The sequence below is a fragment of the Listeria cossartiae subsp. cossartiae genome, from assembly GCF_014224155.1.
In the GTDB taxonomy this organism is placed as follows: Bacteria; Bacillota; Bacilli; order Lactobacillales; family Listeriaceae; genus Listeria; species Listeria cossartiae.
In genome coordinates this window covers 881,382-894,489 of the sequence record NZ_JAASUI010000001.1, presented here as the reverse complement: position 1 = coordinate 894,489, position 13,108 = coordinate 881,382, and the positions used below count along the sequence as shown (strand labels likewise).

The window sequence follows — 13,108 nt, the reverse complement described above, 5'->3', positions numbered from 1 at the left end:
GATACATTCCTTGTATCACTCTTTTCGTCGTTGAAAAGATCATTGCCCACCATAAAACGAAGCGGTGCACATCTTTGTGCGTATGGTGCTTGATAAAACGTAGCTCGTTCAGCTTCTCGGCACCAAACCATTTATAGTGGGCTTATTTGCTTTAAAAAACAAATAAAAAAGCCCCAGTGAGACAACTACACTGGAACCAAGAATTATACGTGCTTTGCCTCGAAGCAGTATAACCAGTTAAAACAATTAGATAAAAGACCTGACTTAGAGTGTCTAACTCCTTACAGTGGCGGGACCGTGCTGGATTTTCACCAGACTTCCAGTATCTAACTGTTTGTATGAACGAATTCGTTTATCACCGTTATTATAGCATAAAATAGACCGCTTGCAAGAAGAATTTGCTCTAAAAAATAATTCGTACCCCGCCATTTACTAACTCGCGAAAGTAATATCTGCTATAAAAAGTGGTGACGTAGCGCCGTTCTAATTCAAATAAAATTTCGAGTGGATCCGTCTTTTCCAAATCATAAAGCAAACCGACAACTGTCCCACTATGCGAAACATTTAGCCCTACTAGATCGAGTTTTTCCGCCACTTCCACTAATTCATTCCAAAATGGTTTTGGTAAAATAGTTTGGTTGCACGCTGCGCTGATGGATGCAGCTTGGCCAAGTAAGCGGATGGATTTTTGCGCGACCGCTTGCTTAAAAAACTGTAATCCTTTTGCTAGTTGGGATTCGTTTTTGAGTAATTGTTCTTGGTGGTCATTTTGGCGGTATGTCGCTGTTTCTAAGATGGTAAGTGGTTCTAGCACAACGACACCGAGTTTTGGCATCCAGTTGGAGCTTTGGATTACGTCCCCTTTTAAGTGATCAAATAGGGTTAGCGCTGGAAAAATGGTGCTATCCGTTGGTTCTAGTTGTAGACAAAGCTTGGCGATTTCGGATTCGGTTATTGGTTGCTCGAGCCATTTTGCGGTCGCGCCGATGGTTGCAGCGATATCCGCGGTGGAGCTTGCCATCCCTTTCGCGACCGGGATAGTGGATTTGACTTGAAGTGAAACAGGTGGGCGCTCGCTTGTTGTCACACCAAAATACTCGCACGTTAAATCGAATGCGAGCCATGCTTTTGTATGTCCGGAGCTAGCTAGTTCTAATTTATCAGACAAAGTTACTTCGGAATACCAGTTAATTGGATATGAAATCAGCTTTTCGCCGCCCGCAATCCAGCCTTGCAACAGTTCGCCGCATGAAGCCGGGCAAGTTGCTTTAATTTCCACTAAAAATCACCTCAAGCGCAGACAACAGTTGGCGGTTATCGTTCCTACTTTTCACCGCAACTCGGTAATAGTTTTCAGATAGTCCGCGGTAATTTGCGCAACTTCGAATAAAAATCCCTTTTAACAGCAATTCTTTTCGTAAGTCGAGCGGTTTTTCAAGGTGGAAAAATATGTAGTTTACGCTTGGTCGATACACTGTAAGTTCTGAAAATTGAGTTAGACCTTCGAAAAGAAATTCGCGTTCGGCGGAAAGCCAGCTGTATGTTTGGTTAATATAATCGGTATCATCCAATAAAATCTGCCCTGCTAAATCAGCAAATGTATTGATAGACCACGGTTCGCGTATTTGCAACAACGCTTCGGCTAATAAATCATTTTTTGTTAGTAAGTAACCTAGTCGAAGTCCGGGAATCGCGAAAAATTTCGTAAAGGCACGAATGATAGCCAAATGTGGAAATCTTTCTAAATAGTTGATCATCGAGATTGTTTCATTTTCTTCTAAAAAGTCCATAAACGCCTCATCGATAATTAAATATATGTTTCGTTTTTCACATAAATTAGCAATTTGCACCATATCTTGCTGTGAGATAAGTTGACCTGTTGGATTGTTCGGATTGCATAAACAAACAGCGTCAATATCCATTTCTCGTTCGAGTGTTGCTAGTACGATTTCCGCTGCAGCAAAATTGGTTTCGCTCAATAATTCCGCATAAACAATTTCCGCGCCAAAAAAAGCACGTTCGTATTCCGCAAAAGTAGGCGCAAGTAAGAGAACTTTTTGCGCCTTAGTTACTTTTGCCATTCCGAAAATTAGTTCTGTCGCCCCGTTTCCAGGGATAACATTCGCTAGGTCGAGTTGATGAAACGAGGCAATTCGCGCACGGAGCGCCAAGTAATCTGGTTCTGGATATTCCACCAGTTGATCCAAATTTGCTGTTATCGTTTGTTTCAAACTAGCTGGGACTCCGAGTGGATTAATATTCGCACTAAAATCGAGTACCATTTCTTTTGTCAGTCCATGTTCTTTCGCTAGTTCGTTATAGTTGCCACCGTGAGAAGCCGTCGTTATTTTCACATCAAATCGCTCCTTAACTTATCGTTTGTTTTGCGTACTTTTGTACATCCCGAGCAATCATTAGTTCTTCATTCGTTGGAATAATACACACTTTGACTGCTTCGTTATCATCGCTAATTATCATATCACCCGCATTATTTTTTGTCACATTGCACGTTACACCAAGGTAACTAAGTTGTTCTGTGACCATTTGGCGGATTAATGGAGAATTTTCGCCTACACCAGCTGTAAATAACAACGCATCACAGCCGTTCATTGCGGAGGCATAAGCACCGATGTAATTGCAAATTTGACCAGTGAACATTCGAAGGGTTAATAGTGCACGTGAATTTCCTTCTTCTGCAGCGATTTCAATATCTCTAAAATCACTGGAAATACCCGATACACCTAAAACGCCTGATTCACTAGACATCATCTGCGTTACTTCATCCAAGCTATAGCCTAATTCATCAACTAAATACGGGATGATTGTCGCGTCAATTGTACCAGAACGTGTTCCCATCATCAAGCCAGCATTTGGCGTAAAGCCCATCGAAGTATTCACTGATTTCCCAGCTTCAATCGCACAAACACTCGCTCCATTACCTAGATGACAAGAAATAATTTTTAATTTTTCTAAAGGTTTTTCCAGAACTTCTGCCGCTTTTCCGGCAACATATTTATGACTCGTTCCATGAAAACCGTATTTTCGAATATGATGTTTTTCGTAAAGTTCATAAGGAAGCGCATATAAAAAGTTTTCTTCTGGAATCGTTTGGTGGAAAGCTGTATCAAATACCGCAACAGATAAGGCATCCGGCAATAGTTCACGGAATGTTTTAATACCAATCACATTCGCTGGATTGTGCAGTGGCGCAAGACTTGTTACGTCCTCAATCCCCTTCACAACTTCATCCGTTACAATACAAGACGCAATAAAAGCTTCCCCGCCGTGAGCTACACGATGGCCTACGCCTGTAATTTCATTTAGATCATTAATTACTTGATGCGCCTTTAATTGCTCTAATAAAATTTCGACAGCTTCCCCGTGATTATTAATTGCACGAGTCTCTTTGATTTTTTCATTTTGAAAGGACATGTTGAATATGGCATCTGGTAATCCAATTCTTTCAATTAAGCCCTTAACTAAGACTTCTTCTCCTGGCATCGTAAAGATTTGGAATTTCAGTGAAGAACTCCCTGCGTTTATCGCCATAATTTTTTGCATATAGCTCCGTCCTTTCTCATTTTTAAAGGAGTAAACAATGAATCGTTTGTTTACTCCATGTTGTTTTTTTATAAAAGAATGTTAAAAAGTCCAATGGCTAGTAGACCGCCGATGATTGGCCCGACAATTGGGATCCAAGCATAGCGCCAGTCTGATCCACTTTTATTTGGAACAGGTAGTAAAAAGTATGCAAGTCTTGGTCCTAAGTCACGTGCTGGGTTAATTGCATAACCTGTCGTTGGTCCAAAACTCATTCCAATTGCGACTACGAGGAAACCAAGAATGAGTGGATTTAAACCATCTGTAAAACTATTTGCCCCAATCATAAGTAAGCCAAAAATAAAAGCAAACGTTGCGATAATTTCACTGATTAGGTTGAATGGTGTATTTCGAATTGCGGGTCCTGTAGAAAAAATACCATGTGTATCAATTTCTGGTGGTGTTGCTTTAAAATGCGGATAGTAATGTAAAATAACAATCGATGCTCCGACAAATGCTCCGGCGATTTGGGCGATAATATAAGGAACTACATCTGCCCAAGGGAATGAACCTCCAACTGCGAGAGCGATTGTCACAGCTGGGTTTAAATGCGCCCCACTATATGCTCCGGCTACATAAATCCCAATCATTACAGCAAAACCCCAACCAAATGTAACAACTACCCAGTTTGCACCTTGTGATAATGATTTATTTAAGGTTAATCCTGCTAAAAGGCCGTTCCCAAACATAATCAAAACCATCGTACCAATAAATTCCGCCAAATATGCTGACATATTTTATCCTCCTTTTTAACGTAAAATCTAAATAATTTGTTCTAAAATCTCTTTTAGTTCTTGATGTGTCGGTGTCGTTGGACTTGTTGGCAAGCAAGCGTCTTTTAGTGCATTTGTTGCAATTTCGTCCATTTTTGCATAGACTTTTTCTTTTGCTACGCCAGCGTCTGTTAACGTGCGCGGCATTTGCATATGTTCCATCATCGCTACGATTCGTTCACGTAGCAGGCGGACAGCGGTTTCATTCGAATCTGATCTGGATGCAATTCCACAAATTCGCGCCATTTCCGCATATTTTTGCTCGGTGTCGCGATTTTTAAAGGCATTAAAACGAATGACTGCATCTAGTAAAATTGCGTTTGCTAGACCGTGCGGCACGTGGAACTGGGCGCCGAGTTGATGTGCAATACTATGATTTAAACCGAGGTTGGCGCAGTTGAACGCCATTCCAGCCATCGTTGAAGCATTATGCATTTTTTCACGGTTGGCTAAATTGCGGCCATCGTCGTAACAACTCGTTAAGAAACGTAGCGTTAACTGGACACTTTTTTCACCTAGCGCATCGGTATAATCACTCGCGGCTTTGGAAACATAGGCTTCAATAGCGTGTGTTAACACATCCATTCCCGTGTTCGCCGTAATCGCTGGTGGCACGGTAACAACTAGTTGCGCATCTAAAATAGCGATATCCGGAATCAGTTCATCAAGGAAAAGTGGATATTTAATTTTTGTTGTTGGATCAGTGATAACGGTTGCGGCTGTTACTTCTGAGCCAGTACCACTTGTCGTTGGAATCGCAATAAAGGTGCTAATATTGATTTTTTCCAAACGTTTGGCGAAATAGTAAATCCCTTTCGCCGTGTCAATCGCAGAACCACCGCCAAAAGCAATCATCACTTGCGGCTGAATTTTCCCCGCTTCACTAACACCGCTAGCTACTTTGGAAATGGGTGGATCTGGGACAACATCGGTGAAAATATGCACATTATTGGACGCGTCCAGCTGGCCAATCAAGCCTTGAAGTCCCTCTCCATCCGCTAAAAAACGGTCACAAATAATCCAGACATTTTTATTTTTGATTTCTTTTAACACTTGTAAACTATTCGTACCAAAAGCTACTTTTGTCTTAATTTGAAAGCTATTCATTAACTTTGCCTCCTTTTAACGAATCGAAAAACCATCTGTTAGAACGCAGCGGCGACGGCGAGCAAAGTGACGTGCTGTAGTTGTTCCTTCCCCGGTAGGCGTTGCAATGGTAAATGTCGTGCTCCCTTCACCTCGGAAACCTAATCCCGCAAAGGAAGGACCATTTTTTACGAAGATGGATGTTTGCATGTCTCTTGCTGCTTTGTTTAATCTGGAAATGTTTTGCGAATGCATTGTCGCTGTATGATGTAAGCCTTGTTCTAACTCAATAGCCACTTCGAGCGCAGCATCAAAATCAGGCACTCTTACAAGCGGTACAATCGGCATCAATAACTCAACCGTTGCAAATGGATGTGTTTTTTCTGTTTCCACGATGATTAAACGCGGCGTGAAATCACATGCTATCCCAGCTTCTTTTAAAATTTCGGATGCACTTTTCCCGACTAATTTTTTATTAGTTACACCTTTATCTGTCACTGCTACTTTTTCCAATTTTTGAATATCACTTGGATTGGTCACATGTAGTGCTCCATTTTTTTCCATTTGGAACAATAAGAAATCGGCAATGCTATCCACTGCGACAATGCTTTTTTCCGCGATACACAAAATATTATGGTCGAAAGATGCGCCGTCCACGATATCAGCAGCCGCTTTTTCAATATTGGCTGTTTCGTCGACAATCGATGGTGGATTTCCGGCACCGGCACCAATGACTTTTTTACCGGATTGCATTGCTTGCAGAACTACGCCTGGGCCGCCTGTAATAACGAGTAGCGGAACTTTTGGATGGTTCATCATTTCTTGTGCGGCTTGAATAGACGGTTTTTCCACCGTAACAACTAAATTGTCGATTCCGCAACTTTCGCGAACAATCGTATTTAGTTTTTCAATCAACCAAAGAGAAATATTTTTTGCGCCAGGATGTGGACTGTAAAATACTGCATTTCCTGCTGCGAGCATGCCGATTGTATTACAAATCAATGTTTCCGTTGGGTTCGTGCTCGGCGCCACTGCACCAATAACACCATACGGAGATAGTTCATAAAGTGTCATACCATTATCGCCAGTAGCTACTTCTGTATATAAATCTTCTACCCCTGGAGTTTTTTCAATTGCTAATGTGTTTTTCAAAATTTTATCGGTCACATTACCCATGCCAGTTTCAGCCACTGCTTTTGTCGCAATGGTTTCAATCTCTGGGTAAAGTGTTTCACGAATTGCTTTTACAACGTTGCGGCGTTCTTCCAGCGACTTTTCTTTAAAACTATTTTGCGCTATCACTGCTGCTTGAACAGCTTCATCAACGGTATCAAAAATGCCACTTTTCGCGCCTTGTGTTGTTGTTTTTGCTGATACATCTTTTTGTTCTGCTAATTTTTCTAAAAGAACTTTTTTCACCAGTTGTTCGAGTTCTAATGATTCCATACAGAATTACCCCTTCTCTATCATTGATAATGCTTTTTTTGCAATGTGGATATCTTCTTCCACTGATCCACCGCTAATCCCCATGCCACCAATAATCGCTCCATCTTTTCCGTAAATTGGAACGCCGCCGCCAAAAGTAACAATGTCACCATTTGTCAGCGTTTCTAATTGGTAAAGTGGGGCTCCCGGCTGAACTGCTTCTGCTAATTTTTCTGTACTTGTTTTCATTGCCACAGCAGAATATGCTTTTTTCGTCGCCAGTTCTGCACTTACTAAAAGGGCATGCTCCATCCGATAATTAAATCTAGGATTGCCGTGCGCATCGACAATGGCGAGTGTGACTGGGACACCAATTTCTTCGGAAACGATACAAACTTGATGCATCAGTTTTTCACAAAAGGAAAATGATAAATCGGTTGAAATCGGCTTTTCTTGCCCTGTCTGCTCTAAGTATTTTGCTACAATGAGCTTGGTTGCTTTATCGAGCATCTGCCTAAAATCTTCTTCGCGCGCAAGGATATACAAGAAATCAGATAAACGGTTGACGAATTTTAATAACTCATTGCGGACAACTGTTTGTTCTGATAAACGAACTAATAATCGCTCGCCACGTCTAGCAACCGTCCGGGCGCTATGAAGAAATGCTCCCGCCGTGCTTGATCCCGGTAAAACAAAACTATCAACTTTCGGTAACTTTGCTGTATAGGCGTCAATCACTTTTTCGAGTTCGTTAATATCGTTTTCTGTAATGACAATTTTGCTAGCGAGGGCAGATTCGTGTTCTGTTGCAAGTTCTGCGCAAACATAGAACAACTGACGCTCAACGTTTCTAAGCAAAGACTTGTTTTCAGCAGAAGTAACGAATTTTTCGGCCACACTTATTTCCGCATTAAGCTCATCAAACGAGCCATATGTTTCGACACGGTCATCATATTTTTTCACACGATTTCCATCAAATAGTGCCGTCGTACCCTTATCGCCGGTTTTTGTATAAATACTCATGAGTTATTCACTCCTTACTTATCAAAACTATCGACAATTGCAATAATTGCCGAATCAATCGCACTATTTGGTTCCGCAAAAACACTTCTAGCTGCATTTCCACGAGCAACAAGCACATATTCGCCAATCCCCGCGCCAACAGAGTCACAAGCCACTTCTTCTGAGCGCACATGCTCCCCGTTTGCGTCAACTGGTTGTACAATCATTAATTTTTTACCAGTAAGCGAGTCTTCTTTTTTCGTCGAGACTACGCTGCCAGTAATTTTCGCCATAAACATAACGTCACTGCCTTTCCCGCACTGCAATATTATTTTTCGTTAAATATTCCTTTGCAAGCGGTGTAATAAGCTGCTTTTTAAATTTGCAAAGTGTACTTCCGCTTGGGATTAATGCGCTATCGCTGTAACAAATCACTTGACCGCCTGCATGAAAAAGTCGCTCACCAGTACTTGTGAAAACGGGAAAATCCAGCTGAGAAAGCATCGCATAATCTAGCCAAGGTTCGCCATTATCATACAATTCCAGCTCAATGCTAATCCCATAATCTGCTGCTATTTCCAGCCAAGTAGTGAGTGATTCTGCTCGATTCCCACCAAGAATCCGCTCAAGAAAATGCTTATTCACTTGTGTTAACCGAACCGTTCCACTTTCGATAAAAATAGCAATTGGATCGCGTGGGATTTTGCTAATAGCTATTGAAGTTTTATTCGCGGCACGAAGTTTCAAGCGTTGGACAATGATTTTTACTAATTTTTCGATCATAAATTTCCGCTCCCTGAACTCATGGCAATACCAAGAGGCGTGACATACTGCGGATAATTAGGTTGAAAAACAGGCATCTTCAAATAGCTTTCAAACGTATCCTTGAACTGACTATAAGCCGATGCTCCGCCAACAATATAAAGTGGTTCTGAGGGAGATTTTTCGAGATGAACGCGGGTAATTTCTGCCATTTTTTCCACCACAGGGCGCATCACTGAAAAATGCTCGCTTGAATCTTTTCGCGCGCGTTTATTCTTCTCGGCTTCTTCTACTGGAACACCGTAATATCCAGCGAGAACAAGCGTCATATGCGTTCCGCCTGTTGGTTCATCTGCGGTATAAATGACTTCACCATTTTCAAACACACTAATTCCAGTTGTACCACCGCCGACATCAACAACTGCACCATTTTGTAAATCTAGCACTGCCGCTGCCGCAGTTGGTTCATCAATCGTGTAAAGTGCTTCCATTCCAGCACTTTCGATGACATTCGCAACTACTTTTTTATTATTTCCGATTGTACCTGGTGGGATGGCTCCAGAAGCATGCGTTAAACTTATTCCTAGGCATTTTTCTGCGCGGTCTTTCAGTCTTTTTACAACTTCGACAGACTCGCGGTAATTAACAACGAGGCCATCGCGAACGGCATCCGCAAATTCAAATGCACCAAAAAGCGGCACATTATCCTCATCTAGCACAACAAACACAATCGAAGAAGTACCCAAATCGACGCCAACTTTCACTTTTTTTCCAGCTGGAATTTTTTGTTCGATATCTTTATTCATTAGCGCGGCTAGCTGTTCCATCCGTTCATTGGCTGTTTGTAAAATATCCATTTTCCCACCTCCTTATCTCGTCACGACTTGATTATTTTTGCAAAGCTCGTGCCAGCAATATCTGCCGCATTCGCTTCATCTGTATCAATATGCATTTCTGGAATAAATTGATTATTTACCCGAATTGTACAATGATTTAAAACGAGACTGCGCATTTTTGAACCTACTAGTACAGAAACTTCATCGCCTTGTTTTACGCCATATTCATTCGCCACACTCTCTGGTAAATGGATGTGGCGTTTCGCGACAATTGCCCCTTTTGGTAAAGAGAGTTCGCTATGTTTAGAAACAAGTTTAATTCCCGGCGTTCCTTCAATATCTCCGGAAACACGAATTGGAACCTTCATTCCAAGCATTCTAGCATCCGTTTTAGAAAGTTCTACTTGCGAAAATTTCCGAAGTGGACCTAAAATCCGGACACGATTCAATTCCCCTTTTTCCGAAACAACGGTAAGTGTTTGCTCGGCGGCAAATTCACCCGGTTGTTTGAGCCATTTTTTCACTTGAATAGGTTCATTTGGAAAAAGTTGATTGTAGTCTTTTTCTGTGAGATGAATGTGGCGGTTAGAGACTCCAATTGGAATCTCTGTGGCCACACCACTAAATTTATCTGTAACTATTTGCTTGATTATCGCTTTTAGTTCTTCTCTTTCCACGGCTTATAAACCTTTTGGTAGCAACGTTTCTACATCATTGTGTGGACGTGGGATAACGTGGATGGATTGAACTTCTCCAACATTACGAGCTGCTGCTGCGCCTGCATCTGTTGCTGCTTTAACTGCGCCAACATCGCCGCGAACCATGACAGTTACAAGTCCAGAGCCGATTTTTTCATAACCTACAAGTGATACGTTTGCTGCTTTTACCATTGCGTCAGCTGCTTCAATTGCGCCAACAAGTCCTTTAGTTTCAATCATTCCAAGTGCGTTATTCATTATTATTTCCTCCTCAAAATTAGGTTTATTTCTCTTCTTCAAAATGGATACAATCTTGTCTTGGATCACCTTTTACCCGTGGGCATAGTGGATCGTGACATAAATTACAAGTCGCTTCTGCCGTTACTTCGGGTTCAGCTACTTTCTCCGGTTCGATGATTACTTCTTTTTCCACCAGTTTTTCTGGCGCTTCGTCTTCTTTCGGCCAAAATACTGTAAAAATCTCTTCCCCTGGTCGAGGAATGACTTTTTTCGCAATAAAGCTGTCTGAGGCTATTGCGGTTTGTTCGCCTGCTTCAAGTGCCGCGTTTACTGCCGCAACATCCCCTTCCACTTTCACGGTAATCCAGCCAAATCCTTTCGCTGTTTCCGTGTCGACGAGTTGGATATTTGCTACTTTAGCCATTGTATCTGCTACTGTAATCGCTGAGGCAAGTCCTTTAATCTCAATCATTCCAATTGCTTGATGCATTCCTTCACCTCCTTATTTAAAAGGTACACCCTTAACGAGCCGAGCCGCATTCATTCCCATATTGCGCTGTTTTTCTAGTGGTGCTGCACAAAAACGATATTCCGAAAACAGCGGTTTATCTGGTGGCAAATTGCGATAATGAATCACTAAATGATCATTTTTCAGCGTAATACCGACCAAGAGTGGAGAACTCGCGGATGCTCGAAATGCGGCTTGTACTTCTTCTTTTAAAGGCATAATTTCTAACTCGCACGGAATGCCTTCTTCTTCTATTCCAAATAAAATTTGTTTAATACTATCTGGATTCGCGTTTACATCTGCATGAAAGTAAATAGCTGGCTTACTTACAACTGGAATCATGCTTCTGCACCTCCTGATAGAATTAAGCCTGTCGCAACAGCATTTCTAGGGCCTTCTTTGCCACGAATATTTCCACGGCCAGCAACGAGCGAATAATGAGAAAGTGCATCGGTTATTAATTGCGGAATCTCAAAATCAAGGGCTGATCCTCCAACAATAACAACAAATGGAATATCTCGAATGTTCCCAGTTGGGCTGACATATTTTAATGCGCGAATGGTATTCGTTACAAAGACACGCTCTTTTGCGGAACGACGAATTAATTTAATTTTTTCGATGGACACATCACCCGGAATTGGTGTAAAGCCATCTGGTTTTACAATTACCACTTTGGCAAAAACGCTTGGAGAAAGCGGCGTATCGAAAAATTGGACCGTGCCATCTTCATGCCGAATGTGGAAAATACTTTCGACTTTAGCAAGCGGGTATTTTTTAATATCTTCTGCTAAATAACGGTCTTCGAGGCCAATTTCTGACTGGATAATCATCGTTACCATATCACCTGCACCGGCTAAATGAGTTGCGATAATTTCCCCTTTTCCATTAATAATCGAGGCATCTGTGGAACCAGCGCCTAAATCTAAAATGGCAAGTGGCGTATTGGTTCCGGGGGTAGTGAGTGCGCCAAGGATTGCTGCCTCTGCTTCTGCCCCGCCAATTTTGACCGTTACTTGTAGTTCTTGTTCGATTTCTGAGGCGATTGCTGCCATTTGTAAATGATCACTTTTAACCATCGAGGCAATTCCAACGGCTTGTTCCATCGAAAATTCTCCGGCGAGACCTCCTTGAACATCTACGGGGACAAACGTATCTACCGCAAGCAAATCTTGAATAAAAATGTCTGCTGGTAATTTATCGGTTAGCCCAGCCATGGTTTGGCGCACTTTTTCCAGCATACCACCGATATTGGTTCCAGGTTCTCCGCTAGCATTGTCGAGTTTTGGAAGCGACATAATGGCTTGCATGATTTTCTCAGAGCCTTCAGCTACATTGACACGCAAGGTTCGCGAACCCGATTCAAGTTCAATATGCCCCGCTGGAATGGTTCTCGCTTTCACATCACCCTCCGGCGTTTTAATCACAACTGCCGAACGGTTTCCAATTAAAGCACGCGCAACAGGAATAATATTTTTCGTTTCATCCGAACTTAAATGAAACACCGTCGCAATACCATATGGATTCGAAATGGTTTCAATGACTTTTCCGGGAGCCGCAACTTCAACAGCCGCTAGCATATCAACTGGGACTTTATCAATAAAACCAACTTCATCAACAATCGGGATTTTATGGTTTAGTCGATTATGCACGAGAACCCCGTCATCAGCTTGGAGAATTGCCGCCGTTATTTTGTAACCACCATCGGCATACGCATTAATCTGCTGTGCTGCATCTTCAAAGTCGACTGTTTTTGGGATAATCACAATATAATCAGCATCTTTTGACTTAGATGTAACTTCGTCTAAAAATACAGTCATACCTGATCCCATCCCAAGTCCACCTGGTGTTTTTGGGTTATGCCCAATCATCGTGGATTCCGTAATAATCGTCTCCGTAATTGTTTCCATTGCCACATCACCAATCACGGGTGTCGCCTCATTAATACGAATTTCTAGCAAATCAGCTGTTGTTGCATTTACTTTCTCTAAAGCAAGTCGCAACGCTTTAAAAATCCCATGAAGATTTTGTTTCGTTCCTTTGATACCAGTTGTGTCCGTAATAGCACTCGCGACAAACTCGGCGTTACCTCCAGAGTTTGCTATCGCAAGCGCCACTTCCGTTGTTGAGTTCCCGATATCAATACCTGCCATATATTTCATTCATTTCACCGCATTTCCT

General features: G+C 42.0%; 15 protein-coding genes and 1 riboswitch. All 15 genes read right to left on the bottom strand.

Features of this window, described 5'->3' with window-relative positions; translation table 11 throughout:
* Positions 1-198: 198 nt before the first annotated feature.
* Positions 199-348: riboswitch (adenosylcobalamin (AdoCbl) riboswitch) on the bottom strand.
* 55 nt (positions 349-403) lie between these two features.
* A complete protein-coding gene (locus HCJ30_RS04625) occupies positions 404-1,279 on the bottom strand; it encodes a GHMP family kinase ATP-binding protein (RefSeq protein ID WP_185391156.1) in 876 nt (291 codons plus the stop codon).
* Positions 1,269-2,354 (bottom strand): threonine-phosphate decarboxylase CobD, encoded by a 1,086-nt coding sequence (gene cobD, locus HCJ30_RS04620; protein WP_185391155.1) that lies wholly within the window; start codon positions 2,352-2,354, stop codon positions 1,269-1,271. Before cobD ends, HCJ30_RS04625 begins: the two co-directional genes overlap by 11 nt.
* A gap of 13 nt (positions 2,355-2,367) precedes the next feature.
* Entirely contained in the window at positions 2,368-3,561 is a 1,194-nt protein-coding gene (locus HCJ30_RS04615) for an acetate/propionate family kinase (RefSeq protein ID WP_185391154.1), read from the bottom strand.
* A 68-nt stretch (positions 3,562-3,629) separates the two neighbouring features.
* Positions 3,630-4,334, bottom strand: coding sequence for an MIP/aquaporin family protein (locus HCJ30_RS04610; protein ID WP_003721565.1), 705 nt, complete (start codon positions 4,332-4,334; stop codon positions 3,630-3,632).
* A gap of 27 nt (positions 4,335-4,361) precedes the next feature.
* Positions 4,362-5,480, bottom strand: a complete 1,119-nt coding sequence (locus HCJ30_RS04605; protein ID WP_185391153.1) for a 1-propanol dehydrogenase PduQ — start codon at positions 5,478-5,480, stop codon at positions 4,362-4,364.
* Between the two features lie 15 nt (positions 5,481-5,495).
* Entirely contained in the window at positions 5,496-6,905 is a 1,410-nt protein-coding gene (locus HCJ30_RS04600) for an aldehyde dehydrogenase family protein (protein ID WP_185391152.1), read from the bottom strand.
* Between the two features lie 6 nt (positions 6,906-6,911).
* A complete protein-coding gene (locus HCJ30_RS04595; RefSeq protein ID WP_185391151.1) occupies positions 6,912-7,907 on the bottom strand; it encodes a cob(I)yrinic acid a,c-diamide adenosyltransferase in 996 nt (331 codons plus the stop codon).
* A 14-nt stretch (positions 7,908-7,921) separates the two neighbouring features.
* A complete protein-coding gene (locus HCJ30_RS04590; RefSeq protein WP_003736331.1) occupies positions 7,922-8,185 on the bottom strand; it encodes a EutN/CcmL family microcompartment protein in 264 nt (87 codons plus the stop codon).
* Positions 8,186-8,189: 4 nt separating this feature from the next.
* A complete protein-coding gene (pduM, locus tag HCJ30_RS04585) occupies positions 8,190-8,669 on the bottom strand; it encodes a PduM family microcompartment protein (RefSeq protein WP_185391150.1) in 480 nt (159 codons plus the stop codon).
* Positions 8,666-9,505: an ethanolamine utilization protein EutJ gene (eutJ, locus tag HCJ30_RS04580; RefSeq protein WP_185391149.1), complete on the bottom strand. Its 840-nt coding sequence runs from the start codon at positions 9,503-9,505 to the stop codon at positions 8,666-8,668. The genes pduM and eutJ overlap by 4 nt, the downstream gene beginning before the upstream one ends.
* A gap of 20 nt (positions 9,506-9,525) precedes the next feature.
* Positions 9,526-10,161: a phosphate propanoyltransferase gene (locus HCJ30_RS04575; protein WP_185391148.1), complete on the bottom strand. Its 636-nt coding sequence runs from the start codon at positions 10,159-10,161 to the stop codon at positions 9,526-9,528.
* Positions 10,162-10,164: 3 nt separating this feature from the next.
* Positions 10,165-10,440, bottom strand: a complete 276-nt coding sequence (gene pduA / locus HCJ30_RS04570) for a propanediol utilization microcompartment protein PduA (RefSeq protein WP_003719364.1) — start codon at positions 10,438-10,440, stop codon at positions 10,165-10,167.
* Between the two features lie 25 nt (positions 10,441-10,465).
* A complete protein-coding gene (locus HCJ30_RS04565) occupies positions 10,466-10,912 on the bottom strand; it encodes a BMC domain-containing protein (protein WP_185391147.1) in 447 nt (148 codons plus the stop codon).
* A gap of 12 nt (positions 10,913-10,924) precedes the next feature.
* Positions 10,925-11,272, bottom strand: coding sequence for a glycerol dehydratase reactivase beta/small subunit family protein (locus tag HCJ30_RS04560; protein WP_185391146.1), 348 nt, complete (start codon positions 11,270-11,272; stop codon positions 10,925-10,927).
* Positions 11,269-13,089 (bottom strand): diol dehydratase reactivase subunit alpha, encoded by a 1,821-nt coding sequence (locus HCJ30_RS04555; RefSeq protein WP_185391145.1) that lies wholly within the window; start codon positions 13,087-13,089, stop codon positions 11,269-11,271. Before HCJ30_RS04555 ends, HCJ30_RS04560 begins: the two co-directional genes overlap by 4 nt.
* Positions 13,090-13,108 lie beyond the last annotated feature (19 nt).

Bases quoted from the DNA above. Each gene is read 5' to 3' on its own strand.
- HCJ30_RS04560 (WP_185391146.1), bottom strand. From the start codon at position 11,272: ATGATTCCAGTTGTAAGTAAGCCAGCTATTTACTTTCATGCAGATGTA.
- HCJ30_RS04555 (WP_185391145.1), bottom strand. From the start codon at position 13,089: ATGAAATATATGGCAGGTATTGATATCGGGAACTCAACAACGGAAGTG.
- HCJ30_RS04615 (WP_185391154.1), bottom strand. From the start codon at position 3,561: ATGCAAAAAATTATGGCGATAAACGCAGGGAGTTCTTCACTGAAATTC.
- HCJ30_RS04605 (WP_185391153.1), bottom strand. From the start codon at position 5,480: ATGAATAGCTTTCAAATTAAGACAAAAGTAGCTTTTGGTACGAATAGT.
- HCJ30_RS04610 (WP_003721565.1), bottom strand. From the start codon at position 4,334: ATGTCAGCATATTTGGCGGAATTTATTGGTACGATGGTTTTGATTATG.
- eutJ (WP_185391149.1), bottom strand. From the start codon at position 9,505: ATGGATATTTTACAAACAGCCAATGAACGGATGGAACAGCTAGCCGCG.
- HCJ30_RS04595 (WP_185391151.1), bottom strand. From the start codon at position 7,907: ATGAGTATTTATACAAAAACCGGCGATAAGGGTACGACGGCACTATTT.
- HCJ30_RS04600 (WP_185391152.1), bottom strand. From the start codon at position 6,905: ATGGAATCATTAGAACTCGAACAACTGGTGAAAAAAGTTCTTTTAGAA.
- HCJ30_RS04565 (WP_185391147.1), bottom strand. From the start codon at position 10,912: ATGCATCAAGCAATTGGAATGATTGAGATTAAAGGACTTGCCTCAGCG.
- HCJ30_RS04590 (WP_003736331.1), bottom strand. From the start codon at position 8,185: ATGTTTATGGCGAAAATTACTGGCAGCGTAGTCTCGACGAAAAAAGAA.
- pduA (WP_003719364.1), bottom strand. From the start codon at position 10,440: ATGAATAACGCACTTGGAATGATTGAAACTAAAGGACTTGTTGGCGCA.
- pduM (WP_185391150.1), bottom strand. From the start codon at position 8,669: ATGATCGAAAAATTAGTAAAAATCATTGTCCAACGCTTGAAACTTCGT.